This is a genomic window from Actinomadura sp. 9N215, assembly GCF_044326345.1.
In the GTDB taxonomy this organism is placed as follows: Bacteria; Actinomycetota; Actinomycetes; order Streptosporangiales; family Streptosporangiaceae; genus Spirillospora.
Window position 1 is genome coordinate 106,424 of record NZ_JBIRBA010000024.1, and the last position, 24,318, is coordinate 130,741.

Genomic DNA, 24,318 nt, shown 5'->3' on the forward strand with positions numbered 1-24,318 from the left:
AGCTAAGAGCGGGCGGGCCCCGGCGTCCTCGGCCCCGGGTGCCGGGCGGGCGGGCCCCCGGTACGGGAAACGGCGGCCCGCTCCTCCCGTGGGAGGAGGCGCGCGGGCACCCTGGTCGGAACCGGGGGCCGTGGCCTTGGCCTATGTTCCTGACATGCGTTCACTGCTCCGCGACCGCGACGAGTTCGTCATCGGGGCGGCCGTGCTGGCCACCGGCTTGGGTGTCCTCAACCTCGCCTACGCGGTGGACTGGGGCTGGATTCTGGCGCTGCTGATGGTCCCGGCGCTGATCGTCCGGGCGAAGTGGCGGTCGATGCCGGGCTGGCTCCTGCTCACGTGGGTGACGATCCCGGCCGCGGTGGGCGGCGTGACCGTCGTCACCCAGAGCGCCTACCTCGTGGTGGTGGTCGCGCTGGCGGTGGTCGCGTCCGGTCGGCCGCGACGGCTCGACACCGTCGTGATGGTGCTGTGCCAGGTGTCGCCGTTCCTGATCTGGGCGTTCGGGGGCGATGCCTGGCACAAAAGCGTCGGCGCCTGGCTCTGGTTCGGCGGGCTGCTGATCGGATGGGCCTTCGGCCGGGTGGTCGGGCAGCAGTGGGCGCTGATCGACGAGCTGGAACGCACCCGCACCAGGCTGGCCGAGACCGCCGTGGCCGAGGACCGCCAGCGCATCGCGCGGGACCTGCACGACCTGGTGGGGCACAGCTTCACCGTCGTCCTGCTGCACCTGTCCGGGGCGCGGATGATCCTCGACTCGTCGCCCGCGGAGGCCGCGGACGCGCTGCGACAGGCCGAGGACGTGGGCCGCAAGGGAATGGACGAACTGCGCCAGGCTTTGATACTCATGCGCCAGGGCACGCACTCGCTCGCCCCTGTCGATCCTGGTGAATTGGACGTCCTGTTGGCCACCTACCGCGACGCCGGAATGCGCATCGACATCGATGTCGCCGGGAACCTGGACGGCGTGTCGACCGCGCCGCGCATCGTCCTCCACGATGTGCTGCGGGAGGCCCTCACCAACGTCGCCAAACACGCCCCCGCGCCGGAGGCGACGATCCGCATCGGAATCGACCAGGAAAGGGTGACCGTGCGGGTCGAGAACGCGCTCCGCCCGGGCTCCGCGCACGTCGGCAGCGGCATGGGGCTCTCCGGGCTCGAACACCGGGTGGCCGCACTCAACGGCTACTTCGAGGCCCGTCCGGACGATGGGAACTGGGTCGTCCTGGCACGCCTGCCCCGCCGCCTCGCCGGGGCGTCCGCGTGATCCGGGTGCTCCTGGTCGACGACCAGCCGATGGTCCGCGCCGGGTTCGGGCTCATCCTGCGCAGCCAGCCGGACATCCAGGTCGTGGGGGAGCGCGACGACGGCGGCGACGTCGTCCAGGCCGCCGCCGAGTGCACGCCCGACGTGGTCTGCATGGACGTCCGCATGCCCGGCACCGACGGGATCGAGGCGACGCGCCGGCTGCGGGCCGCGGACGGCCCGCCGGTGTGCATCCTCACCACCTTCGACGACGAGGACCTGCTCTGGTCGGCGGTCGACGCGGGCGCGCGGGGGTTCGAGCTGAAGTCCGCCACGCCCGAGAACCTCATCGAGGCGGTGCGGACGGTCGCGTCCGGCGGCACCTGGATCGACGGCACGCTCCTCGGCCCGATCCTCGACTCCTACCGGCGGGTGGCCAGGCCGGCGGCGCGCCAGGACAACCGGGTCCACGCGCTCACCGAACGCGAGCTCGACGTGCTGCGCCTGATGGCGCGCGGCGCGTCCAACCGGGAGATCGCCGATCGGCTGTTCCTCGCGGAGACCACGATCAAGACCCATATCGGCACGCTGTTCACCAAGCTGGGGGCCCGCGACCGGGCCGCCGCCATCGTCTTCGCCTACGACGCGGGGCTCGTCCAGCCGCAGGGGGGATCCGAGCCGCGCCGCGGCCGGTCGAACTCCTGATCCGGGCTGGTCACGCTCGGTGGAGGGGCTCGCGGTCCGGGCGGTAGGGGGCGAGCGCGGGTGACGCGTCGCCGTGGATCTCCTGGTCGATCAGGACGGCGAGCTGCGGGCCGAGCGTGATGCCGCTGTGGGTGACGGCCGTGTAGAGGCCGGGCCGCTGGAGGCCGATGAGCGGGTACCCGTCGACGGGCAGCGGACGGACGCACCGCCGCACCTCGACGACGTCGGCCGTGAGGCCGGGGATGACCGTGCGCGCCCGCGCGAGGAGTTCGGCGCCGACCGTCCGTAGCAGCGCCGGGGACGCGGACTCGTCGACTCCGGCGTCCAGGTCGACGGCCTCCAGGTTGAGGCCCCCGTGCTCCGCCGACCTGACCGACAGCCCGGGGGCGTGGACGAGCCCGTTCACGACGCCCTCCGCCGCCGAGGTGAAGGCGACGAGGCACGGGGCGGCCGAGCCGGGCGCGGACGGATCGACCAGCCGAAGGGGCACTCCGGCGGTGGCGAGGAGCGCGGGGCTGTGCCTGCCCGCCGCGCAGATCGTGAGGTCGGCGTGCAGGTTCCGGCCGTCGTCCAGCCGCACGCCGGTCACGCGGTCGCCGTCGGTGGTGAGGGCGACCGCGCGGTGGCCGGTGACGATGCTCGCGCCCGCTTCGCGTGCGCGTCCGGCCAGAGCGCGCGCGGCGGGGCCTCCGTGCACGTAACCCTCGTCGCGGTAGTGCGCGATGAGGGCGTCCTTTGGGGCATGGACGCGCGGTTCGAGGTGGCGCAGCCGGTCGAGGTCGACCAGTTCGGCGGCGTAGCCGAGGTCGGTGAGCCGGGCGACCCGGTCGGCCAGGTCGGATTTCGCGTCGTCGTCCGCCTCCCACGTGGTGTTGCCGGACGGCCGGTACCAGTCCGGGTCGCCGAAACCGGCGGCCAGGTCCCGCCAGGTGGACATCGCCGCCGTCCGCAGCCGGTGGTAGGCCGGGTCGGCGGGGTCGTTGGCGTTGAACCAGGCGTAGCTGGTGCCGGACGTTCCGGCGCCGGGCTCGTCCGCCTCGACCACCGTGACCTCGTCGGGGGAGCGCGAGCCGGGCGCCGGACGGGTCAGCCGGTCCGCGAGCGCGGCCCCGATGATCCCCGCGCCTACGACGAGTATCCGCATGCCCCTCAGAATGGCAGCCGTCCTCCGGCTTGGCGAGGGCGGTTCAGGCCGTGCGGACGGCGGTTCAGGCGGTGCGGACGGAGTGCGCCACGGCGCGGATCTCCTCGTCGGTGAGGAGCCGTCCGAGCCTGGCGAGCTCAGCGTGGCACCGCTCCACGATGGCCGGGACCAGCGCCGGATCGGCCTCGACGCCGAGACGGCGCAGGGCGGCCGCGGTCGCGCGCGGGCCGCTCTGCGGGGTCAGCGGGATCCGGCGCTCGTTGCCGAACAGGGCGGGCTCGACGGAGTTGTGCATCAGCGGATCCACCTCGGACTCCACGATGACCCAGTCGCCGCCGCCCCAGCAGAACGCGTCCCGGCCGGTGATCGGCTGGTTGGCCGCCGGTGCGCGGCCGGTCAGCACCGCGCCCGCCCTCGACAGGCCGGTCAGGGCGGCGAGCCGGATGCCCGTGTCCACCCCGTAGAGCGCCTCGAACGCGGCGGCCGTCGCGGCGAGATCGGCGTTGCCCGGGCCGCCGCAGTACCCGTTCACCGAGGACTCGACGACGACCGCCCCGGCCCGCGCCGCGGACACGGCGTTCGCGACGCCGAGGCCGAACGTGTTGTGCGGGTGGAGGCCGACCTCGACGTCCGGCGCGGCCTTCAGGGTCGTGTGGACGAGCCGTCCGAACGCCTCGGGGCCGACCCCGCCCGGCCCGTCGAACAGGGTGATCTCGTCGGCGCCCGCCTCCGCCATGATCGACGCGGTCTCGGCCAGCGCCTCGTCCGGCAGGAAGGACACCATCGTGAACGCCACCGCGACCCGCAAGCCCTGGGCGTGCGCGTGCCCGGCGACCTCGGCCGCCTGCGCGACGACCTCTTCCCGGGACGCCGGAACGGACGCGCGGTAGATCCCCGCCGCCGGGCCGAAGGCGGCCACGGCCACCTGGACGCCGTCGAACCCGAGGTCCCGCGCGAGGTCGACGCCGTCCGTCGCGGACACGAACGGGCAGTACACGACGCAGTCCGGCTGCTCCTCCCTGACCAGTGCCAGGTCGGCGCGGACGGCGTCCAGCGGGTGCCCGTCACCGTGATGCCCGGACCGGATCGGCGTGGCCAGGACGATCTCCGGCACCCCCGACCGGGCGAGCAGCCGCAGGAACGCGAGCTTCTCCTCAGGGGTCGCGACGACGCCGGGCAGCGACTCGATCGCCCGCATGGACGTGTCGCGGAGCCGGACGCGTTCGGGCATCGCGCCGGTCACCGCGCTGTCGCGGTTCGCGGGCGCCACCGACCAGCGGCCCGGCTCGTACGCGCCTGGCGTCCGGGAACGGTCGACGTCCGCACGGAATCGTGCGATCTGCGCCTCGGTCAGATCGTCCACGACTACCGCCGCCCTTCCCTGCCGGTGAGAGCGCTGATCGCCTCGGCGAACAGCGCGCCGTGCCGTTCCACATCGGACTCGGCCGTCATCGGCGACATCAGCGCGCCGCCGCTCATGGCGTTGATCACGATCCCGCGGTTGGCGAGGTACAGCCACAGCGCGTCGCGCGCCGCCGCGCCGACCCGCGGGTACAGCTGCCCGGCGTTGCGCGGCGGGGACGGGGTGAACGCGTACGAGACGCGGCCGCCGAGCCGTCCGACGTGCCACGGCAGGCCGTGCTCGGCGATGACCGCCGCGATGTCGCGTTCGTAGCGTTCGGCCAGGCGGCCCATGTGGGCGTAGTTCTTGTCGGTCATCACCTCGGTGAGCACCGCCCGCATGGCCCGGACGGCGAGCGGCCCGCCCGCCATGGTGCTGCCGAGGCCGCCGTCCCCGTGCTCGGTGTAGCGCTCCGCCGCGGCGGCCACCGCGTCGGACATCCCGTACACGCCCGCCGGGATGCCGCCCGCGATGGGCTTGCCCAGGGTGATCAGGTCGGGGTCCAGGCCGAACTCGCGGGTGCAGCCGCCGGGCCCGGCCGGGATCGTCTGCGTCTCGTCGATGATCAGCAGCGTGCCGGTGCGCCGGGTGAGGTCGCGGAGCGCGGCGTGGAACCCCGGCTCCGGACGGATCACCGCGCCGCCGTTCGTCATCACCGGCTCGGCGAGCACCGCGGCGACGTCACGCGGGGCGAGGGCCCGTTCGAGCGCGCCGAGATCGTTGAACTCGACCATCTTCGTGGTCTGGCGGACGTCCACGCCGTTGAGCTCGACGCCGGGCTCCGGGATCATGCCGTCCGGGGTCAGCACGGCGGCGGCCTGCTCCAGCGAACCGTGGTAGGCACGGTTGAACACCAGGACCTTCTGCCGTCCGGTGGTGACCTTGGCGAGCAGCATCGCAAAGCGGTTGGCGTCCGTCGCCGACACGGCGAACTGCCAGAACGGCAGGCCGAAGCGGCGCGCCAGCTCCTCGGCCACCGCGACGTGGTCCTCGCCCGGCCAGAGGGTGACGCTGCCCTTGTCGAGCTGGTCCCGTAGCGCCGCGACGATCGCGGGATGGTCGTGCCCCCAGAGCGCAGCCGTGGCGGCCATGCCGAAGTCGGCGTACTCGTGCCCGTCGATGTCATAGAGGCGGGCGCCCGCCGCGCGGTCAACGACGAGGGGCACCGGGGGCGGGAACTGGCTGATCCAGTGCTGCGGGGTGCCGTGCAGCTGGGAGCGGCGCGCCCGCTCGTGCAGCGCCGCCGCCCGCGGCCTGGCCCTGATCCAGTTGGCCCGTTCCGCCTCCAGCAGCGCGGCGAGCCGCTCCGGATCGATGCCCGGCGGCACGGTTTCCGGCGGCAAAGTACCCGGTGGCGCAGGGCTCGGCCGGTCGTTCGTCGTCGCTCTGGGCTCGGCCGTCATGAGCGCGGAGCGCGCTGTGCTCCGGTCGTCAGCGAGGACACCAGCTCGCCGAACGCCTCAAGCTGGTCCATCCGGTCGTACATCGGATAGAGGACGAGCTCGTGCACGCCCGCGTCGAACAGCTCGCCCAGCCGCTGCGCGCACTGCTCCGCCGAGCCGAACACGGCGACCCGGTCGGCCATTCCGGCCGCGTCGTAGACGGGGTTCCCGCCGAACGACCGGTCGAACGCGGGGATCAGCTTCTGCCGCGCCTGCTCCTCGGTGTCCTCGACCGCGACGTAGATGCTCCTGGAGATGGTGAATTCGGCCGGGTCGCGCCCCTCGTCGGCCAGCGCCTGCTTGACGATCGTGAGCTGCTCAAGGAAGTCGTCCATGGCCGCGGGGGCGGCGCCGGTCCAGCCGTCGGCGATGCGCACGGCGCGCCGGACGGCCGACTCGGCCCTGGCCCCGATCCAGATGGGCGGGCCCGGCTTCTGCACCGGGTCGGGCTGTGCCCGGACACCGGAGAACGAGTACAGCTCTCCGTCGTAGCTGGCCTCCGTCCCGCTCCACAGGGCGCGCATCACGCCGATGCCCTCGATGAGCCGCCGGACGGGCCGGTCCGTCGGGATCCCCACCTTGGCGAGGTTCTCCCGGTGGTAGTCGTTGCCGACGCCGAGCCCGACGATGAGCCGTCCGCCGGACAGCTGGTCGATGGTGGCCAGCTCGCGGGCCTGGACGGCCGGGTTCCGCCGCCCGGAGTACAGGACGCCGATGCCGAGCCGGAGCCGCTCGGTGACCGCGGCCAGGTAGGAGAGCACGTGCAGCCCGTCGAGCGAGGAGTTCGTCGTGCTCAGCGTGTCCTGCGTCCAGATCGCGTCGAACCCCAGCTCCTCCGCGCGCCGCGCGAACGGCACCAGCAGGCTCGGATCGTTCGGCGCCCCGACCGAAAGCCGCGGCGCGGCCTTCTCAGTAACGGAACCCACGTCAGTAACGGAACCCACGCCCCACCGCCCCGGCTATTCGATTCGCTTTCCGTCGCACCGCTCCGCGGCCGGACCATTCCGTCCGGTCTCCGGAGCGCTCCGAGTATGTGAGCGTCGTGTTGTGATTGTCAACAGTAAGGTCGAAGTCGCTCAACTCATCACATATTACCTGCGTAGGCACCGCGCAGGCAGGGAGGTGGCGGTCCACGTTCCAGGTGGACGGCGCGCCCGCTGAAAGGTCCACATCCGCCCTGGCGAAGCCTTACAACGCGACCTCATCCGAAACTTCGGCACATGAAATTACTGTCTCAGGACCGAGACTCTTTCCATTCGCCGACTGTTGACATCGACAACAGCACGCCCGCATTCTTCCGGGGATGACGAGGTGATGAACTTGGGCGAACGGTCTCCTGGTGCCCGCTGGTGGTGGCTTGTGCGGCGGCTGCTGCTCGGCGCGGCCGTGGTCCTGCTGGTCTCGGTCCTGGTCTTCCTGGCGACGCAGGTGCTGCCCGGCGACGCGGCGCGCGCGGCCCTCGGACGCGAGGCGACCCCGGACCGGGTCGCCGCGCTCCGCGCCGAACTCGGGCTCGACGAGCCGCTGCTGCGGCAGTACTTCTCGTGGCTGGGCGGCATCCTCAGCGGCGATCCCGGCGAGTCGCTGGTCACCAAGGAGAAGGTCGGCGCCCTGGTCGGCGACCGGGTGGTCAACTCCGCGGTGCTCGTGCTGATCTCGGCGGCGATCGTGGTGCCGCTTTCGGTCCTCGTCGGCGCGCTGACCGGCAGCCGGCGCGACCGTCCGGCCGACCGGGTGATGCTCGTGGTCACGCTCGGGCTCACCGCGCTGCCCGAGTTCATCATCGCGCTGCTGCTGGTGATCCTGTTCGCGACCTCGGTGTTCCACCTGCTGCCGGGGACCGTGCTGCTGGCGCCCGGGCAGAGCCCGTTCAGCAACGTCGAGCAGCTGGTGCTCCCGGTGATCGCGCTGGTGCTGGGGGTGCTGCCGTACCTGGCCCGGCTCGTCCGCGGGTCCGTGATCGACGCGTACGAGTCGGAGTACGTCCGCACGGCACGGCTCAAGGGCGTGCCGGAACGCGTCGTGCTGCGCCGCCACGTGCTGCCGAACGCGCTCGTCCCCGCCATCCAGGGGACCGCGCTCGCGCTCGCGTACCTGACCGGCGGGATCCTCGTCATCGAGCAGGTGTTCAACTATCCGGGCCTCGGCAGCGCCCTCGTGGACGCGGTGAACAACCGCGACGTCCCGGTGATCCAGCTGATCTGCCTGCTGTTCGCCGCCTGTTATGTGGCCTTCAACCTCCTCGGAGACGTCCTCACCGTGTACGTCACACCCCGGCTGCGAACGGCCGGCGCATGAAGACCGGCCGGCCTACGAACAATGGACTGTTGCGCCGCTGCCTGCGCGAGCCGCGCATCCGCGTGGGGCTGGTGCTGACCGGGCTCGTCCTGCTGGTCACCTTCGCCGGCCCGTTCCTCGCACCGCACGCGCACGACGACATCGTCGGCGCGCCCTACATGTCGCCGTCCTCCACCGCCCTGCTCGGCACCGACTACCTCGGCGAGGACGTGCTGTCCCGCGTCCTGTCCGGCGGGCGGAGCATCGTCTGGATCGCGTTCGCCGGCACGCTCGCCGGCGTCGCCGTCGGCGCCGCCATCGGCATGACCGCGGCCTACAGCGGCGGCGTCCTGGACGAGATCCTGATGCGCGCCATGGACGTGCTGCGCGCGTTCCCGCCGCTCGTCCTCATCCTGCTCCTGGTGGCGATGGCGAAGGCCAGCACGGCGCTGCTGCCGCTGATCGTGGCGGTGGCGTGGGTGCCGCAGGTCGCGCGGGTGGCGTACGGCGCGTCCAGGGAGGTGGTGTCCAGCGAGTTCGTCGAGTCGGCGGAGACGCTCGGCGCGCCCCGGCTGCGCATCGTGCGCCGGGAGATCCTGCCGAACGTGATGACCCCGCTGATGGTCGAGTTCGGGCTCCGGCTCACCTGGTCGATCGGGATCGTCACCGCGATGAGCTTCCTCGGCGTCGGCCTCCAGCCGCCCGCCGCCGACTGGGGTCTGATGATCAAGGAGAACTACCAGGGCCTGGCGCTCCAGCCCTGGGGCGTGGTGCTGCCGGTGCTGTGCATCGCGGTGTTCACGTTCGGCACCAACCTGATCACCGAGGGCTTCTCCTGGACGGTGGCCCGGGTCTCCTCCCACGACGTCCACGACGTCCACGAGGCGGCGGGGTCCGTGGCGGCGCCGGAGGCGAAGTCATGACGGCGGTGACGGTCAAGGGCCTGCGCATCGACCTGCCGGGACGCGGCGTCGACATCGTCGACCGCGTGGACTTCACGATCGAGGCGGGCGAGGTGCTCGGCCTGGTCGGCGAGTCCGGCTCGGGCAAGACCACGGTCGGGCTGGCGATGCTCGGCGACGCCCGGCGCGGCGCGCGCATCGTCGGCGGCAGCGTGGTGATCGACGGCCATGACGTCGCGAGCCTCGCCCCCGGCAAGCTCACCGCGCTGCGCGGAAGCACGGTCGCGTACGTGCCGCAGGACCCGTCGATGGCGCTGAACCCGGCGCTGCGGCTCCGCCGCCAGCTGACCGAGCTGTTCGAGTTCCACGAATCGGACGTGCCCGTCAAGGAGCGGGACGAGCGGATCAGGACCACCCTGCGCGAAGTCGGCCTCGACACCGACGACGCGTTCCTCGACCGCTTCCCCCACCAGCTGTCCGGCGGGCAGCAGCAGCGGGTCACGCTGGCGCTCGCGTTCCTGCTGCGTCCGCGCGTGATCGTGCTCGACGAGCCCACCACCGGGCTGGACGTCACCACCCAGGCGCGGGTGTTGCAGACCGTCCGCGAGCTGTGCGCCGAGCACCGGGTGGCCGCGCTGTACGTCACGCACGACATGGCGGTGGTGGCCGAACTGGCCCACCGGATCATGGTCATGTACGCCGGACGGATCGTCGAGGCCGGAACGACCGGCCAGATCTTCGAGCGCCCGGTGCACCCCTACACCCGCGCCCTGCTCGCCGCAGTGCCCGTCGTGTCGGAACGCCGGGAGCTGGCCGCGATCCCCGGCGACACCCCGCCGCCGGGACGGCGTCCGAGCGGCTGCATGTTCCACCCGCGTTGCGCCGAGGCGTTGCCGGAGTGCGCGTCGACCGTCCCGGAGCAGATCGAGGTGGACGCGGGCCACCAGGTCCTCTGCATCCGTGCCGAGCACCTCGCGTCCGGCCCGGCACGGACCGCGCCCAAGCAGGCCGCCGCGCGCGCCGGAACCCAGGACGACGTGCTCCTGCGCGTGTCGAAGCTGGACGCCTTCCACGGCCGCCGCCAGATCCTCCACGGCGTGTCCCTGGACCTGGCAAGCGGGGAGTGCCTCGCGCTGGTCGGCGAGTCCGGCTGCGGCAAGACGACCCTGGCGCGCAGCATCATCGGCCTGCACCGCCAGCACAGCGGCGGCATCACGTTCCGGGACGCCGCGATGGCGACCCGGGCGCGGGACCGTCCGCTCGAACAGCGGCGCGCGGTGCAGTACATCTTCCAGAGCCCCTACAACTCGCTCAACCCGCGCCGGTCGATCGGCGAGACCCTGCGCGAGCCGCTGAAGGTGCTGTTCTCCATGCCGTCGGCGAAGGCCGCGACCACGATCGCCGAGGCGCTGGAACGCGTGTCGCTCTCGCCGAGCGTGGCGTCGTCCTATCCGAACGAGCTCTCCGGCGGGGAACGCCAGCGGGTCGCGATCGCGCGGGCCCTGGTGTGCCGTCCCGACGTGCTGATCTGCGACGAGATCACGTCCGCGCTGGACGTCTCCGTGCAGGCGTCGATCGTCCGGCTGCTGCGCCGGCTGCAGGACGAGGAGGGCCTCGCGCTGCTGTTCGTGACGCACAACCTCGCGCTGGTCAGGACCATCGCGGACCGCGTCATCGCCATGCGCGCCGGGCGCCTCGTCGAGGCCGGACAGGTGGACGACGTGCTCGACCACCCCGATGACCCGTTCACCAAGAAGCTCATCGCGGCGACCCCCGAATTCCGGGCCTCCGAGCCCGGCGCCCCGGGGGCCGGGGGACCCGGGTCCGGGGCCGCGACGGGCGGCGTCCTAGCGGAACAACGGTCGCAGGAGGACCGCACATGACAACGCAACCACCATCGGGCCTGAGCAGACGCGGATTCCTCGGCACGGCCGCCGCGCTCGGCCTGACCACCGTCGGCGGCGGCGTCCTCGCGGGCTGCGGCGGCGACGAGGGGAAGCAGGCGCTCGGCAAGCCCCGCCGCGGCGGCCGCCTCACCGTCGCGACCGGCGGCGCCAAGGGCTCCGACACCCTCGACCCGATGCTGCTGAACAGCGTCCCGGTCAGCTTCATGGCCCGCGTCCTGTACGACCAGCTCGCGGACTACGACAACCAGATGCAGTCCCACCTCCAGATGGCCGAGCTGATCGAGTCCAACCCCAAGGGCGACGAGTGGACGATCCGCGTCAAGCAGGGCATCGAGTTCCACAACGGCAAGACCCTCGACGCCGATGACGTGATCTTCACCTTCAAGCGCGCCATCACGCTGCCCGGATCGGTGATCGTCGGGAAGTTCAAGCCGCTCGTCGACCTGAACGAGATCAAGAAGCTCGACGGCCGCACGCTGCGGCTGAAGCTGCTGCGCCCCGCCGCCACCTTCCAGAGCACGCTCGCCAGCCCGTTCAAGATCGTGCCGGTGGGCTTCGACCCCCGCAACCCGGTCGGCACCGGCCCGTTCAAGTACAAGAGCTTCACGCCGAACCGGCAGTGGGTCTGCGAACGCTTCGCCAACTACTGGAACGCCACCGGCCCGTCCCAGCCGAGCGACTCCGCCGCCCCCGCCAGCCTGGGCCCGAAGCCCTACCTCGACGAGCTGGTCGTCAACGTGATCAACGACGACTCGGCCCGGATCGACGCGCTGGTCACCGGCCAGGTCGACGCCATCAACCAGCTGCCGTACCCGCAGATCCCCACCATCGAGAAGCACCGGCAGCTCAAGCTGCTGGAGTCCAAGACCGGGGCGTGGACCGGGATCTACATGAACATGGAGCAGCCGCCGTTCAACGACGTCCGGGTGCGGCAGGCGCTGCGGCTGGCGATCGACCGGGAGCAGGCGCTCACCGCCACCCTGTCCGGGCACGGCGTGGTGGCGAACGACCTGCCCGAGCCGTTCGCCCCCGCCTACCCCAAGCAGCTCACGCGCAAGCGGGACGTCGCCAGGGCGAAGCAGCTGCTCAAGGAGGCCGGGCAGGAGGGCGTCACGGTCGAACTGGTCACCGGCCCCGTCTCGACCGAGGCCGTGCCCATGTGCACCGTCTTCGCGAGGAACGCCGCCGAGATCGGCATGAACATCAAGGTCCGCCAGGTGGACACCGCGACGCTGTTCGGTCCCAACTTCCACAGCTGGAAGTTCTCCGTGGACAAGTGGCCGACGCAGGGCAACTACCTGACCCTGATGGCGCTGACCGACCTCAGCGAGACCAACTCCCTGACCCACCTGGGCGGGGACGACCTCAAGCAGGTGCGGTCGCTCTACGAGCAGGCGCAGACCACCACCGACCAGGCCAAACAGGCTCAGCTCACCCAGCAGATCTACCAGATCCAGTTCGAGCGCGGCGGCTGGATCATCCCGTTCTTCGCCAACGTCGAGAACGCGCACAGCGTGAAGAACGCCGGCTGGCCGAAGAACGACTTCTCCGGCCGCACCTTCGGCAACGCCCACTTCGAACAGGTCTACCTGACGGAGTGACATGAGCGCCCCGCGCCCGCCTGCGCTTCCCCCGGGGCGGGCGGGCGCGGCGGTGGACGTTTCCGACATGTCCCGGCACCCTTGATCATGTGGTGACTCCGCCCGTCCCGGCGAAAGCGGCGCCCGTCCGGCTGGACGAGCCCGCAGGCCGGTGGGTGCTGGTCGTGACCGCGGCTGGTTCCGGGCTCGTGCTGCTCGAAGCGACGGTCGTCAACGTGGCGCTCCCGGCGCTCCAGCGGAACCTGGACGCGTCCATGGCCGGACTCCAGTGGACGGTCAACGCGTTCACCCTCACCCTGTCCGCGCTGATCCTGCTGGGCGGCGGCCTGGGCGACCGGTTCGGCCGCCGTCGCGTGTACCTGGTCGGGGTGGTGTGGTTCGCGGCCGCGTCCCTGCTGTGCGGCCTGGCGCCGAGCCTGGAGTGGCTGATCGCGGGCCGTGCCTTGCAGGGGATCGGCGGCGCCATGGTCGTGCCGGGCTCGCTCGCGCTCATCCAGTCGACGTTCCACCCCGACGACCGGGCGCGGGCGATCGGCTGGTGGTCGGGGATGAGCGGGATGGCCGGCGCCGCCGGGCCGCTGCTCGGCGGCGTGCTCGTGGACGCGGCCGGATGGCGCTGGGTCTTCCTGATCAACGTCCCGATCGCCGCGGTGCTGGCCTGGCTGCTGATCGTCCACGTGCCGGAGAGCCGTCACGGCGGGCTGTCCGGACGGTTCGACGTCGCTGGAGCGGTGCTCGCGGCGCTCGCCCTCGGCGCGCTGAGCTACGCGCTGATCCAGGCCACCGACACCCCTGTATCCGCGACGGTCGCCGCGCTGCTCGGGCTGGCGGTCTCGCTGGCCTTCGTGTGGGTGGAGCGGCGTGCCCGGACCCCCATGCTGCCGCTCGGCCTGTTCGCGTCGCGCCCGTTCAGCGTGGCGAACCTAGCGAGCTTCTTCCTGTACGGAGGGCTCGCCGGGCTGTTCTTTCTGCTGCCGATCCAGCTCCAGGTAACCGCCGGATACAGCACGCTGGCGGCCGGGCTGGCGCTGCTCCCGCTCACGGTGCTGGCGCTCGTCCTGTCCGCCCGGGGCGGGGCGCTCACCAAGCGGGCCGGGCCCCGCGTCCCGCTCGCCGCGGGCGCTCTCCTCTGCGCGCTGGCGCTCCTCCTCGCGACCCGGGTCGGCCGGGACGCGTCGTACCTGGCCGACGTGCTCCCCGTGGTCTGCCTGGTCGGCGTCGGCATCCCGCTGATCACGCCGCCCATCACGGCGACCGTGCTCGGCGCCGTCCCCGACGCACGCGCGGGCATCGCCAGCGCGGTCAGCAACGGGGTCGCGCGGGCCGCCGGACTGATGGTCGTCGCCGCTCTGCCGCTGCTGGCCGGGCTGCCGCAGGACGCCGCGAGCGACCCGGCCGAACTCGACCGGGGGTTCGACGTCGGCATGCTGATCTGCGCGGGCCTGTTCGTCCTGGGCGGCCTCGTCGTCTGGTTCGGTGTCCGCCGTCCCGCAGACGTCGCGGCGGAGCCGATCTGCCGCCACCACTGGACCGGCTGCCCCCAGCTCGACGTCCCGCGGCACCCCGCCGCGGAGATCACCGCCGAATAGCCGGGCAGAATGGCGAGTATGACGAACACTGTGAATCTGCCTGGTGGGACGGCGCTGCCGGTGATCGGTTTCGGGACGTGGGAGCTGCGGCGCAAGCAGGCGTACGAGTCGGTGCGCGCCGCGCTGGAGATCGGCTACCGGCATCTGGACACCGCGACCCTGTACCGCAACGAGGCGGACGTCGGCAGCGCCGTGAAGGACAGCGGCGTCGACCGCGAGCAGATCTTCATCACCACCAAGCTGCATCCCCGGGACGCGCGGCACGCCCGCCGCGCCCTGGAGACGAGCCTCGACCAGCTCGGCACCGGCTACGTGGACCTCTGGCTGATCCACTGGCCGACCGGCCGGGACGAGCTCGTCCCGACCTGGCGGGAGCTCCTGGCCGCCAAGAGCGAGGGGCTGGCCCGCAACGTCGGGGTCAGCAACTACGGCATGGACGAGATCGACCTGATCACGGAGGCCACGGGGGAGCAGCCGTCCGTCAACCAGATCTCGTGGAGCCCGGCGCGGCACGATCCGGACCGGCTGGAGGAGCACCGCCGCCGGGGCATCGTCGTCGAGGGCTACAGCGGCCTGCTGAACACCGACCTGCGCGATCCGGTCCTCGCGGAGATCGCGGAGCGGCACGGGGTCACTCCGGCCCAGGTCGTCCTGCGCTGGCACCTGGAGCACGACATCGTGATCCTCCCCAGATCGTCGAAGCGAGAGCGCATCGCGTCCAACTTCGACCTGACCGGCTTCAACCTCACCAACGACGACATCACCGCAATCGACACCCTCTAGATACATTGATGCATCTTTAGGCGGCAAGACGAGAGCCCCGGTCGATGGCGCGGAGCCTCTTGCGTCCTGTCCGTCCCCAGCTCTCAAGCCGCGTGCACGTCGAGTACTTCGCGTACCTCGGGGATGTTTCGGTACGGCTCCAGCTTCGTGAGGACGATGCGGCCTCGCTGGGTCGTGCGGTCGCTCGCGAGGTCGGCCGTGAGGTCGAGCATCCGCCGCGCCGCCTGGGCGGCTTCCTCCGGCTCGTTGGCGTCCACGAGGGCGACGGCCAGCCAGGAGAGGTAGAGAGCCAGCTCGCGGGTGTGTGTCGAGTCGTAGCGGTTGAGTACTTCTTGCAGGAGCGGGACGGCGCGCAACGGTTTCCGAAGTTCGGTGTAGACGCGGGCGTCCATGACGTCGAGTTCCTCGGGCGAGACCCAGTAGGCCCAGTCGGGGGACTCGCGCGAGCCCTTGGCGGCCATGGCTTCGTGGGCCTCGGCGAGAGCGCGCATTGCTGGTTGGGCGTCGCCTGCTTTGGTGTGCGCCCATGCGACTCGGTCAAGGTAGAGCGCGCGGGCCTTGGCCGGGGCGTCCAACCCCGCCTCTTCGAGCGCTGCATGGGCGAGGCCCAGCCCATCGTCTTCGCGGCCGGTGTTGGAGAGCTGGTAGGCGAGGCTTCCGGCGAGGTTGCCGACCAGGGCGAGGTCTCCGGCTTCCCTGGCGGCCGAGACTCCAAGCCGGTAGGCGCGCGCCGCCTGGTCGTGCTCGCCCGCGTCGCTGGCGATCCACCCCGTGATCTGCGCTATCTCTCCGATGCTGCGGAGAAGGGAGCGGCCGGTCTCCTCAGAATGCGTCGTCTCCCGGTAGAGCCGGACGGCTCCGTCCAACTCCCTGAGCGCCGGGGCCAGTAGATCGCCACCGGCTATGACGTCGTCGGCCAGTCGCAGGCCGTGCGCCCGATCGGTCAGGGCGGCGGCTGTGGAGACTCCGACTCGGCGGCCCGTTTCGCTCGCTAGTGGACCAAGGTCCACGTCGTGATCGGGCAGGAAGTAGGCAAGTGCCTCGGCCGGACTACGCGGCCCGGCGCTGATGTCCTCGCCTCGCGCGCGGGCGGCTCCGCGTTCAAGGGTGTCGAGTGGAACGCTCAGGGCCGTCGCGAGAGCGGGTAGCCAGACATCGGGAACGCGCTCCCCTCGTTCCCATCGGCTGACCTCGTGCCGCGTCAAAGAGGCGGTTCCGGATATCCGGCACAACGTCTCCGCCAGTTGCCTCTGGCTCATGCGTGCGTCCCTGCGCATCTGTGCGAGGTACGCGCCGAATCGCTTTCGCTTTGCGTCGTCCACGCTGGCCCCTCCCTCTCCTTAAGTCTGGCCCCTCCCTGGCTGGTGCCTCCGGGAGATCCGGTGGGAAAGACAGGCTCAGAGCCCTGAAACGGCGGCACCTCCCGCCGGTCACCTCAGGTCGGCGGCAGTCGATCGTGATGGCGCTGGGTGCTGCTCCTTCATTCCCCGTGCTCGACGGAAGGACGGCTCATGGCAGAGAGTGCGGGCAGGCCGCTGGGCGAGTTGGCGGAACAGCTGTCCCAGCGGGGATGCCTGGCGCGGGTGTACGGGGACGCGCTCGTGGTGTCGCTGGGCGTGCGTGGTGAGCGAGTGATCGCTTGCGATGGTCGGCGCTTCCGGTGGGGTGGTGAGCGCGGACACCCCATCGGTGAGGTGGGGAAGGAGTCGGCGGCGGCGGACCGGGCGCTGATGGTGCTCCGTCAGATCAGGCGGTGGTCGTGATGACCCGTTGCGGGACGGCGGCGAGCGTGGGGACCGCAGGGACCGCAGGCACGCTGGACACGACGTTCACGGCATCGGTGACGGCTCCGTCCCAGGTGCGCATGCTCGTGCGGTTGCGGCTCGCGTCCTGGGGGCTGGGCAGGCTGGGCGACGACGTGGCGCTGATCGCCAGTGAGCTGGTGACCAACGCCGTGAAATGGGGGGACGAGCGGGAGATCCGGGTGAGGCTCGCGCGGGAGCCTCGCGGGGTGCTGCTGGCGGTATGGGACTCGTCGGATGGCAAGCCAGTACGTCAGCGGGCGCTGAGCGTAGCGGCCAGTGACACGGCTGCGGACGCTGCCGCACTGGATCCGGGATACGACGCCGGGATGGGCGGCCGGGGCCTGCCGATCGTGGAGGCGCTGGCATCGAAATGCGGGGTGGCCCAGACCACCCCGGCCGGGAAATGGGTGTGGGCCCGCGTGGCCGTTTGACCTGGACGGACAAGTCGAGAAACGAAATAGATCAGCCGAGAGGGGCCGGAAATGGATGACAGTGTCCGTCGCAGAGTCGGCCGGTGGCAGTTGGTGCTGCGCTGGCGGACGCTGTGGGGCGACGACACGGCGGTGCGGAACCTCGAACTGCTCGCGGTCGCACTCAAGTCGAAGGGCTGGCGGTGCGTGGCGCTGTACGAGAAGGAGGAATTCGGGTTCCCCGTGCCGCTGCTGTGGGTGTACGCGAGCGGGGCGGCCGACGACGTCGGAGCCGTCGTGACGGTCCGGGCATCACCGGGTGGGACGTGGGCCTACTTCGAGGCGGGCAAGGGACGGGCGGGATTCCTGTTCCCGTGCGGCGACGCGAAGTCGGCGGCTGATCGGTTGGACCGGTTGTTGAAGTACCGAATGTTCCCCAACGTCGAGTGGGCGTGAGGTATCGCCGGGCGTAGCCCACTAGGAAGGCGCTCTCTAGGCAGAAGGCGCGGCGTCATTGTCGCCGCCGGTTTCGGGGGCGAGGAGGGTCCAGGTTTCGGCGAGGGCGCGGAGGTGGTCGTCGTCGAGATGGTCGAAGAAGAGTTCGCGCAGGTCGCTGTGGTGGCGGCGCCGTGCCCGGCGGGTCAGCGCGCGTCCGCTCTTCGTCAGGGTCGCGTCGAAGCCGCGGCCGTCGACGGCCGACCGCGTCCGCTCGATCAGCCCGCGGTTCTGGAGGCGGTCGGCCAGGCGGGTGAACCCGCCGCTGGACATCAGGCGGCGCTGGGCAAGCTCCGACATGCGCATGCCCTTCGGCCCGGCCTCGTAGAGCAGTGACAGGACGCTGTACTCGGCCATGCTCACGTTCAGCTCGGCGAGCCCCGCCTCCATCGCACGCCAGAGCCGTTCGTGGGTGAACAGGAACCCTTCCCACGCCTCCTGCTCCAGGTCCCGCAGACTGTCGCTCGCCATGGCGGCACGGTATCCGGCCGCCACCTCGCCGAACAACCCGGAATATTTATCTGCGCACGCAGGTTGTTCGACGCACTGTCACCGATGACGACGGAGAGGACCGGAACGATGGCATTCGAGATCGGAATCATGACGTTCGGCGAGCTGACGGAGGATCCCCTGACCGGGGCCGTCCCGTCGCCGCGGCGGCGCGTCCGGGAGACGATCGAGCAGGCCAAGGTCGCCGACGAGGTAGGACTGGACGTGTTCGGCGTAGGCGAGCACCATCGCGGCGACTTCGTCGGGTCGGCGCCGTCCATCCTGCTTGCGGCCGCGGCGGAGCGGACGGAGCGCATTCGTCTGACGAGTTCTGTCACCGTGCTCGGCTCGGAGGATCCCGTCCGCGTCTGGGAGCAGTTCGCGACGATCGATCTGCTGTCCGCCGGACGCGCCGAGATCATCGCGGGGCGCGGCTCCTACACCGAGTCGTTCCCGCTCTTCGGGCACGACCTGCGCGACTACGCCGAGCTGTTCCGCGAGAAGCTCGACCTGCTGCTCAAGATTCGCGAGCAGAACCCGGTCACCTGGCAGGGACGCTTCCGCGCGCCGTTGGTGGACGCCGATGTGGCGCCGCGCGCGGACGGCGAAACGATCCCGATCTGGGTCGGGGTCGGCGGGTCGCCGGCGTCCGCGATGAGCACCGGACGGCTCGGCCTGCCCATGGCGCTCGCCCTGCTGCTCGGGCCGATGACCTTCCACGAGCAGACCGTCGACCTTTATCGGGAGTCCGCGGCAGAGGCGGGCCACGACGTGGACGCGCTGCCGATCAGCATCAACGCGCACGGCTACGTCGGACGCACCAGCCGGCAGGCGAGAGACTTCATGTATCCCTATTTCGCGAAGGGCATGGCGGAGAACAACCATCAGCGCGGCAAGGGGCTGCTGCTGCCCCGGGCGGCGTTCGAGGCGCAGTCGTCGCCGCGGGCCGGACTGCTGGTCGGCAGCTCGCAGGAGATCATCGACAAGCTGCTCGGCTACCACGAGCTGTACGGGCTGAACCGCGCGATCATCCAGATGGGCTTCGGCGGGGTGCCGCAGAAGGAGCACCTGGAGGCGATCGAGCGGCTCGGCACCGAGGTGGCGCCGGTCGTTCGTCGCGAGGCCGCTTCGCGTAGCGGGAGGGCGGCATGACCATCACACCGTCCGTTCCCGACGTGGAACACGCTGTGCGCGCAGACGGGCCGGTGCTGCGGGTCGTGGTCGTCAACGGGAGTCCTAGCCGGCCGTCCAAGACCATGGGGCTCGTGGACGTCGTCCTCGACACGTTGCGGGGGATGCTGCCCGTCGAGACGTCCCGGATCGACGTGTACGGGCTGGGCCCGGGGTTCACCGGCGCGATCGAGCGCGACGACGTCACGCCCGAGGTCGAGGCCGCGCTGCGGCTCGCCGAGGAGGCCGACCTGCTGATCGCGGCGGCGCCGGTGTTCCGCGGTTCCTATCCCGGGATGTTCAAGCACTTCTTCGATCTCGTCGAGCAGTACGCGCTGGCGAACAAGCCCGTCCTGCTCGCGGCGACGGGCGGCGGCGACCATCACGCGCTCGTCCTGGAGCACGCGATGCGGCCCCTGTTCGCCTTCTTCCAGGCGCTGACCGTGCCCGTCGCGATCTTCGCGAACGGCGGGGACTTCGACGGCACGACGCTGCTCAACCCCCGCGTCTACGGGCGTATCGAGACGGGCCTCGCCGACGTGGCCGACCTGCTCAGGGCGCGCGCGGCCCGGGCAGGGGGGTGATCGGCCCGCGGCTACCGGTCGGCGGCCGGGTCGAGGACGACGCGGTTGGCGATGTGGCCCAGGCCGTCGATCTCGCAGGTGACGATGTCGCCGGGACGCAGGAACCCCGGCGGGTCGGCGGCCCAGCCGACGCCCGCCGGGGTGCCGGTGAGGAGGACGTCGCCGGGACGCAGCGTCATGGTGGCCGACAGGCGGACCAGGAGGTCCGCGACGGGGAAGAGCATCGCGGCGGTCGTGGAGTCCTGCCGGGGCTCGCCGTTGACGGACGAGCGGATGCCGAGCCGCTGCGGGTCGGGGATCTCGTCCGCCGTGGTGATCCACGGCCCGATCGGGCAGAACGTGTCCAGGCTCTTGGAGACCGAGAGCTGGCCGGGACGGACCTGCCGGTCGCGCGCCGAGACGTCGTTGCCGACGGCGTACCCGAACACGCAGGTCAGAGCCGTGTCGGGGGTGAGGCGCCGCGCGGTGGCGCCGATGACGACCGCCAGCTCGACCTCGTAGTCCAGCTCGGAGGTCAGCGCGGGGTCCAGGAGAATGTCGTCGTACGGGCCGTTCAGGCTGCTGGGGAACTTGGCGAACACGGTGGGCGGGTCGGTGGCCGTCTTGCCGGTCTCCGCGACGTGGTCGGCGTAGTTCAGGCCGATCGCCAGGATCTTCGACGGGGCGACCACGGGTGTCGTCTCCCGCCCGTTCTCTCCGGGGGCCGGTGGACGTCCCGTGATCCGGGGCCACGCCGCGATGGCCTCGGACGTCGTCGACGCGTGGACGCCGAGCGAGCGCAGCGTCGTCCAGCCCTCGTCGTCCCTGGTGCGGACGGCGAACTCGGGGCCGTCCGGCGTCGTGATCCGGCCGAGTTTCACGAGTGGCGGACGCGGATCGGGGAGCCGCCCGCGAACGCGACGATGTTCTCGACCGCGTCGCGGTACCAGGAGGTGTAGGTCTCCTCTGTCACGTAGCCGATGTGCGGGGTGGCCAGGACGTTGTCGAGGGTGCGCAGCGGGTGGTCGGCCGGGAGGGGCTCCCGGTCGTACACGTCGAGGGCCGCCCCGGCGATCCAGCGTTCGCGGCAGGCCTGCAGGAGGGCGTCCTCGTCGCAGATCGGTCCGCGGCTGGTGTTGACGAGCCACGCGTCCGGCTTCATCAGCCGCAGCTCGGGCTCGCCGACCAGGCCGCGGGTCCGGTCCGACAGGACGAGGTGGATCGTCAGCACGTCGGACGCGGCGAACAGCTCGTCCTTGCCGACGAGCGTCGCACCGGCCTCGGCGGCGCGTTCCTCCGTCAGGTTCTGGCTCCAGGCCACCACCCGCATCCCGAACGCGTTGCCGATGGCGGCGACCCGGGAGCCCAGGTTGCCGAGGCCCAGCACGCCGAGCGTCTTGCGCGTGAGGGTGGTGCCGAGCTGCGACGTCCAGCCGCCCGCGCGGACGCTCGCCAGCTCGGCGGGCAGCCGCTTCGCCGCGGCGAGGATGAGCGCCCAGGTCAGCTCGGCGGTCCCGCCCTCGGTCAGCGGGCCGGTGCCGCTGACGGTGATGCCAAGCCCGGCGCACGCCGCGATGTCGATCGCCTTGTTGCGGTTGCCGGTGACGACGATCAGCCGCAGGTTCGGCAGGCGTCCGAGCGCGCTCTCCGGCAGCGCCGTCCGCTCGCGCATGGTCACGAGCACGTCGTACGGCTGGAGCGCCGAGACCACCGCGTCCTCGTCGCCGAGCGGCTCGCGGAACACGTCGATCGTGGCGGGGACCGGCGACCAGTCGGCGGCCTGGAGTGCGACGTCCTGGTAGTCGTCGAGGATCGCGACGCGCATACATGTCCTTTCGAGGGCTGTCCCGAGGATGTCAGAGCTTCAGGACGCCGACTCCGGCGGGTTCGTCGATCTCGATGTCGGTGCCGTATCCGGCGGACAGATCCTTGATCCGCTGGAGGATCCGCAGGCCGTCCTCGGGGGACGCGGTGACCGGGCGGCCCTCGGTGAGGGTGTGCGGGCCGCGGCCGGTCGGCCGGACGATCGGAGCCTCCGGGGTGACCTCCCGTCCGAGGCCCACCGGGTGGAGGCGCAGGGCTTCTACTCGTCCGTCCGTCAGGGTGAGCCGGACGACCGCGGAGCTCCACCAGGTCCGGCCGCCGGCGTCCAGGCCGGGGTGCAGCGGGTGGGCGGCGGGGGTCAGCGTGCCGAGCCGGTCGACGTCGTGTCCCCACGCCTCGTAGGAGTCGTACGCGACCCGCCGGATGAACTCCGACTGGGCGAAGAAATTGCCCATGCCGTAGAAGGCGGGCCGGCCCTGGTAGATCTCGATGCCGAGGGTCTTGTGCCAGCCGTGCGCGATGTAGACGTCGGCTCCGGCGTCGATGCAGGCGTGGGCGAACTGCCGCGCGAACGCGGGCGGCCCGTCGCCGCGCGAGCCCTCCGCCACGTTGAAGTGGTGGGCGACCATGACCAGGTCGGCCATGGCGACCGCCTCCTCGACGACGCGCAGGTTCCCGGCCAGGTCGCGTTCGTCGCAGGTCGTCTCGATGGCGAACGCGTCGGACTCGGCGAACACGGTGGACGCGACCGTCGACTGCGCCTCGGGGAGGGCCAGCGTGAACTCGCCGTCCCGGAGGCCGCGCTTGGTGCTGCCCTCCTTCCTGATGCCGTTCATCTGGAGGATGCCGAGGCGGCCCGCGATGTCCTGGAGCGCCTTGGCGGCGGGCTGGTCGACGAGGAATCGCGTCCGGACGCGGAGCGGGTTCACGCCCGGCCGTCCCCGGATGGTGCCCTTCGGCAGGCCGGCGTTCTCGTGCGGCTTGTTCCCCGAGCTCACCGAGATCAGGGCGACGCGGCCCTTGCGCGTTTCGAGGTAGGCGGGCTCGCGGGCCTCCTCCAGGTCGCGTCCGGTGCCCGCGTGCGCGATGCCCGCGTCGCGGATGTGCCGGATGGTCGACAGCATCCCGGGCGCGCCGAAGTCCATGCTGTGGTTGTTGGCCAGGGACATAACGTCGACGCCCGCCCATCGCAGGTCGGCGGCGATGCGCGGGTCGGAGAGCAGGTAGCTGCCGATCTCGCCGGCCTTGGCGGGCCAGCCGATCTCGTCGTACTCGCCGAGGTTGGTCTCCAGGTGCGCGTAGGTGAGGTCCGAGCCGCGCAGCAGGTCCAGGACGGCGGTGAAGCCGGGATCGTCGTGCGCGGAGAACGGCCGCATCACCATGCACTCGCCGGCCAGGGAGATGTCGTACGAACGCCGTCCGGTCGTCATGCTTCTCGCTCCTCGATCGCTCGATCGTCGCTGTTCTCGCGGGGGATGCAGGTCATCCGGGCCGGGTCGGCCGAGACGATCACCTCGTCGCCGTCGGCTCCCGGGAGGCTGCGGAGGTCGGCGCGCACCGTGACCCGGCCCGAGCGCAGCGACATCTCCACCCGGTTGCCGAGGAACTCGCGCGAGCGGATCCGCGCCGGGAACCCGTTGACCTCCGGCGTCTCCCCGGGCTCGTGGACGCGGACGGCCTCCGGACGCAGCGCGATGTCGACCTCGTCCCCGGGGCTGAGGCCCGCTTTCGCGTGGCGCTCGACGATCAGGCGCGGTGCGCTTTCGAGCGCGTCCGCGCGGAGGGTCACGCGGCCGTCCGAGACCTGGGTGACGACGGCCGGGATCACGGTCGCGCCGCCGATGAAACGGGCGGCGAACACGGTCGCCGGACGGTGGTAGACCTCCTCGGGCGTCCCGATCTGCTCCACCAGCCCGTCGCGCAGCAGCACGATCGTGTCGGACATGGAGAGCGCCTCGGCCTGGTCGTGCGTCACGTACAGCGCGGACGTGCCGGTGGACCGCTGGATCTCCGAGATCTGCCCGCGGAGCTGGACGCGGAGCTGCGCGTCGAGGTTGCTGAGGGGCTCGTCCAGGAGCAGGAGCCGCGGACGGGTCGCCAGCGCACGCGCGAGCACGACGCGCTGCTGCTGGCCGCCGCTGAGGTCGGTGGCCGAGCGGTCCGCGTAGTCGGGGAGGCCGACCAGCTCCAGCATCTCCCGCACCGTGGCGGTGATGTCCGCACGGGCGGCCTTCTGCGCCTTGAGCCCGTACGCGACGTTCTGGAAGACCGTCATGTGCGGCCAGATCGCGTACGACTGGAACACCATGTTCAGGCCGCGTTTCGCGGGCGGCACATGGACGCCGGGCCCGGCGACCGTCTCGCCGAGGACGCTGATCGAGCCACCGGACACCCGGTGCAGGCCCGCGACGCAGCGCAGCGTCGTCGTCTTGCCGCATCCGCTGGGCCCGAGCAGCGTGACGAGCCGTCCGGCCGGGACGTCGAAGTCGATGCCGCGCACGACCTGCGCCGAGTCGTAGCCCGCCGTCATTCCCGCGACGCGCAGGGCGGTGCGTTCAGGCACTTTCT

23 protein-coding genes and 1 pseudogene are annotated in these 24,318 nt (G+C 71.5%); 13 read left to right on the forward strand and 11 right to left on the reverse strand.

Translation table 11 applies throughout. The features are described from left to right. The first annotated feature begins 154 nt into the window (after nt 1-154). Both ACH34T_RS32750 and ACH34T_RS32755 read left to right on the forward strand, forming a co-directional pair. Complete coding sequence (locus tag ACH34T_RS32750) at nt 155-1,264, forward strand: sensor histidine kinase (protein WP_396024813.1); 1,110 nt, start codon at nt 155-157, stop codon at nt 1,262-1,264. Beyond that, nucleotides 1,261-1,947 (forward strand): response regulator, encoded by a 687-nt coding sequence (locus ACH34T_RS32755; RefSeq protein ID WP_396024814.1) that lies wholly within the window; start codon nt 1,261-1,263, stop codon nt 1,945-1,947. The genes ACH34T_RS32750 and ACH34T_RS32755 overlap by 4 nt, the downstream gene beginning before the upstream one ends. A 10-nt stretch (nt 1,948-1,957) precedes the next feature. Here the strand turns inward: ACH34T_RS32755 and ACH34T_RS32760 are convergent, their stop codons facing one another. From ACH34T_RS32760 to ACH34T_RS32775, 4 genes are all read right to left on the reverse strand, one after another. Continuing rightward, on the reverse strand, nt 1,958-3,091 hold the full coding sequence (locus ACH34T_RS32760; protein ID WP_396024815.1) for an NAD(P)/FAD-dependent oxidoreductase: 1,134 nt from the start codon (nt 3,089-3,091) through the stop codon (nt 1,958-1,960). A gap of 64 nt (nt 3,092-3,155) precedes the next feature. Beyond that, nucleotides 3,156-4,454, reverse strand: a complete 1,299-nt coding sequence (locus ACH34T_RS32765) for a hypothetical protein (protein WP_396024816.1) — start codon at nt 4,452-4,454, stop codon at nt 3,156-3,158. A 2-nt stretch (nt 4,455-4,456) separates the two neighbouring features. After that, the gene (locus ACH34T_RS32770) at nt 4,457-5,821 is read right to left on the reverse strand and encodes a transaminase (RefSeq protein WP_396024817.1); all 1,365 of its coding nucleotides are present in this window, start codon (nt 5,819-5,821) and stop codon (nt 4,457-4,459) included. A gap of 71 nt (nt 5,822-5,892) precedes the next feature. Then, complete coding sequence (locus ACH34T_RS32775) at nt 5,893-6,861, reverse strand: LLM class flavin-dependent oxidoreductase (RefSeq protein ID WP_396024818.1); 969 nt, start codon at nt 6,859-6,861, stop codon at nt 5,893-5,895. 394 nt (nt 6,862-7,255) lie between these two features. On the opposite strand from ACH34T_RS32775, the gene ACH34T_RS32780 reads away from it, so the two are divergent. The 6 genes from ACH34T_RS32780 (at nt 7,256) to ACH34T_RS32805 (ending at nt 14,994) form a co-directional block, all read left to right on the forward strand. Next, a complete protein-coding gene (locus ACH34T_RS32780) occupies nt 7,256-8,233 on the forward strand; it encodes an ABC transporter permease (protein WP_396024819.1) in 978 nt (325 codons plus the stop codon). A gap of 29 nt (nt 8,234-8,262) precedes the next feature. Further along, complete coding sequence (locus tag ACH34T_RS32785; protein ID WP_396024820.1) at nt 8,263-9,135, forward strand: ABC transporter permease; 873 nt, start codon at nt 8,263-8,265, stop codon at nt 9,133-9,135. Then, nucleotides 9,132-10,997 carry an ABC transporter ATP-binding protein gene (locus ACH34T_RS32790; RefSeq protein ID WP_396024821.1) on the forward strand — a complete coding sequence of 622 codons (1,866 nt, stop codon included), beginning with the start codon at nt 9,132-9,134 and terminating at the stop codon, nt 10,995-10,997. The genes ACH34T_RS32785 and ACH34T_RS32790 overlap by 4 nt, the downstream gene beginning before the upstream one ends. After that, nucleotides 10,994-12,622, forward strand: coding sequence for an ABC transporter substrate-binding protein (locus ACH34T_RS32795; RefSeq protein WP_396024822.1), 1,629 nt, complete (start codon nt 10,994-10,996; stop codon nt 12,620-12,622). Before ACH34T_RS32790 ends, ACH34T_RS32795 begins: the two co-directional genes overlap by 4 nt. Before the next feature lie 89 nt (nt 12,623-12,711). Next, nucleotides 12,712-14,211 (forward strand): MFS transporter, encoded by a 1,500-nt coding sequence (locus ACH34T_RS32800; RefSeq protein WP_396024823.1) that lies wholly within the window; start codon nt 12,712-12,714, stop codon nt 14,209-14,211. An 18-nt stretch (nt 14,212-14,229) separates the two neighbouring features. Next, nucleotides 14,230-14,994, forward strand: coding sequence for an aldo/keto reductase (locus ACH34T_RS32805; RefSeq protein WP_396024824.1), 765 nt, complete (start codon nt 14,230-14,232; stop codon nt 14,992-14,994). An 83-nt stretch (nt 14,995-15,077) separates the two neighbouring features. On the opposite strand, the gene ACH34T_RS32810 is transcribed toward ACH34T_RS32805, so the two are convergent. Both ACH34T_RS32810 and ACH34T_RS32815 read right to left on the reverse strand, forming a co-directional pair. Further along, the gene (locus ACH34T_RS32810; protein ID WP_396024868.1) at nt 15,078-16,004 is read right to left on the reverse strand and encodes a hypothetical protein; all 927 of its coding nucleotides are present in this window, start codon (nt 16,002-16,004) and stop codon (nt 15,078-15,080) included. 102 nt (nt 16,005-16,106) lie between these two features. After that, a pseudogene (locus ACH34T_RS32815) lies at nt 16,107-16,316 on the reverse strand (helix-turn-helix domain-containing protein); the annotation flags it as partial. A gap of 189 nt (nt 16,317-16,505) precedes the next feature. Here ACH34T_RS32815 and ACH34T_RS32820 point away from each other — a divergent pair. The 3 genes from ACH34T_RS32820 to ACH34T_RS32830 are packed head-to-tail and all read left to right on the forward strand — an operon-like array spanning nt 16,506 to nt 17,665. Further along, nucleotides 16,506-16,757 (forward strand): hypothetical protein, encoded by a 252-nt coding sequence (locus tag ACH34T_RS32820; RefSeq protein ID WP_396024825.1) that lies wholly within the window; start codon nt 16,506-16,508, stop codon nt 16,755-16,757. Then, entirely contained in the window at nt 16,757-17,230 is a 474-nt protein-coding gene (locus tag ACH34T_RS32825) for an ATP-binding protein (protein ID WP_396024869.1), read from the forward strand. The genes ACH34T_RS32820 and ACH34T_RS32825 overlap by 1 nt, the downstream gene beginning before the upstream one ends. A gap of 51 nt (nt 17,231-17,281) precedes the next feature. Next, nucleotides 17,282-17,665, forward strand: coding sequence for a hypothetical protein (locus ACH34T_RS32830; RefSeq protein ID WP_396024826.1), 384 nt, complete (start codon nt 17,282-17,284; stop codon nt 17,663-17,665). Between the two features lie 36 nt (nt 17,666-17,701). On the opposite strand, the gene ACH34T_RS32835 is transcribed toward ACH34T_RS32830, so the two are convergent. Then, nucleotides 17,702-18,175 carry a MarR family winged helix-turn-helix transcriptional regulator gene (locus ACH34T_RS32835; protein WP_396024827.1) on the reverse strand — a complete coding sequence of 158 codons (474 nt, stop codon included), beginning with the start codon at nt 18,173-18,175 and terminating at the stop codon, nt 17,702-17,704. A 108-nt stretch (nt 18,176-18,283) separates the two neighbouring features. On the opposite strand from ACH34T_RS32835, the gene ACH34T_RS32840 reads away from it, so the two are divergent. Together ACH34T_RS32840 and ACH34T_RS32845 are read left to right on the forward strand one after the other, a co-directional pair. Continuing rightward, entirely contained in the window at nt 18,284-19,345 is a 1,062-nt protein-coding gene (locus tag ACH34T_RS32840) for an LLM class flavin-dependent oxidoreductase (RefSeq protein ID WP_396024828.1), read from the forward strand. Further along, the gene (locus tag ACH34T_RS32845) at nt 19,342-19,947 is read left to right on the forward strand and encodes an NAD(P)H-dependent oxidoreductase (protein ID WP_396024829.1); all 606 of its coding nucleotides are present in this window, start codon (nt 19,342-19,344) and stop codon (nt 19,945-19,947) included. The genes ACH34T_RS32840 and ACH34T_RS32845 overlap by 4 nt, the downstream gene beginning before the upstream one ends. An 11-nt stretch (nt 19,948-19,958) precedes the next feature. Here the strand turns inward: ACH34T_RS32845 and ACH34T_RS32850 are convergent, their stop codons facing one another. From ACH34T_RS32850 to ACH34T_RS32865, 4 genes are read right to left on the reverse strand one after another with little or no spacing between them, the layout of a single operon-like run. Further along, the gene (locus tag ACH34T_RS32850) at nt 19,959-20,807 is read right to left on the reverse strand and encodes a fumarylacetoacetate hydrolase family protein (RefSeq protein ID WP_396024830.1); all 849 of its coding nucleotides are present in this window, start codon (nt 20,805-20,807) and stop codon (nt 19,959-19,961) included. Beyond that, a complete protein-coding gene (locus ACH34T_RS32855) occupies nt 20,804-21,751 on the reverse strand; it encodes a D-2-hydroxyacid dehydrogenase family protein (protein WP_396024831.1) in 948 nt (315 codons plus the stop codon). Before ACH34T_RS32855 ends, ACH34T_RS32850 begins: the two co-directional genes overlap by 4 nt. A gap of 31 nt (nt 21,752-21,782) precedes the next feature. Continuing rightward, complete coding sequence (locus ACH34T_RS32860; protein ID WP_396024832.1) at nt 21,783-23,180, reverse strand: CapA family protein; 1,398 nt, start codon at nt 23,178-23,180, stop codon at nt 21,783-21,785. After that, the gene (locus ACH34T_RS32865; protein WP_396024833.1) at nt 23,177-24,313 is read right to left on the reverse strand and encodes an ABC transporter ATP-binding protein; all 1,137 of its coding nucleotides are present in this window, start codon (nt 24,311-24,313) and stop codon (nt 23,177-23,179) included. Before ACH34T_RS32865 ends, ACH34T_RS32860 begins: the two co-directional genes overlap by 4 nt. Nucleotides 24,314-24,318: the final 5 nt, after the last annotated feature.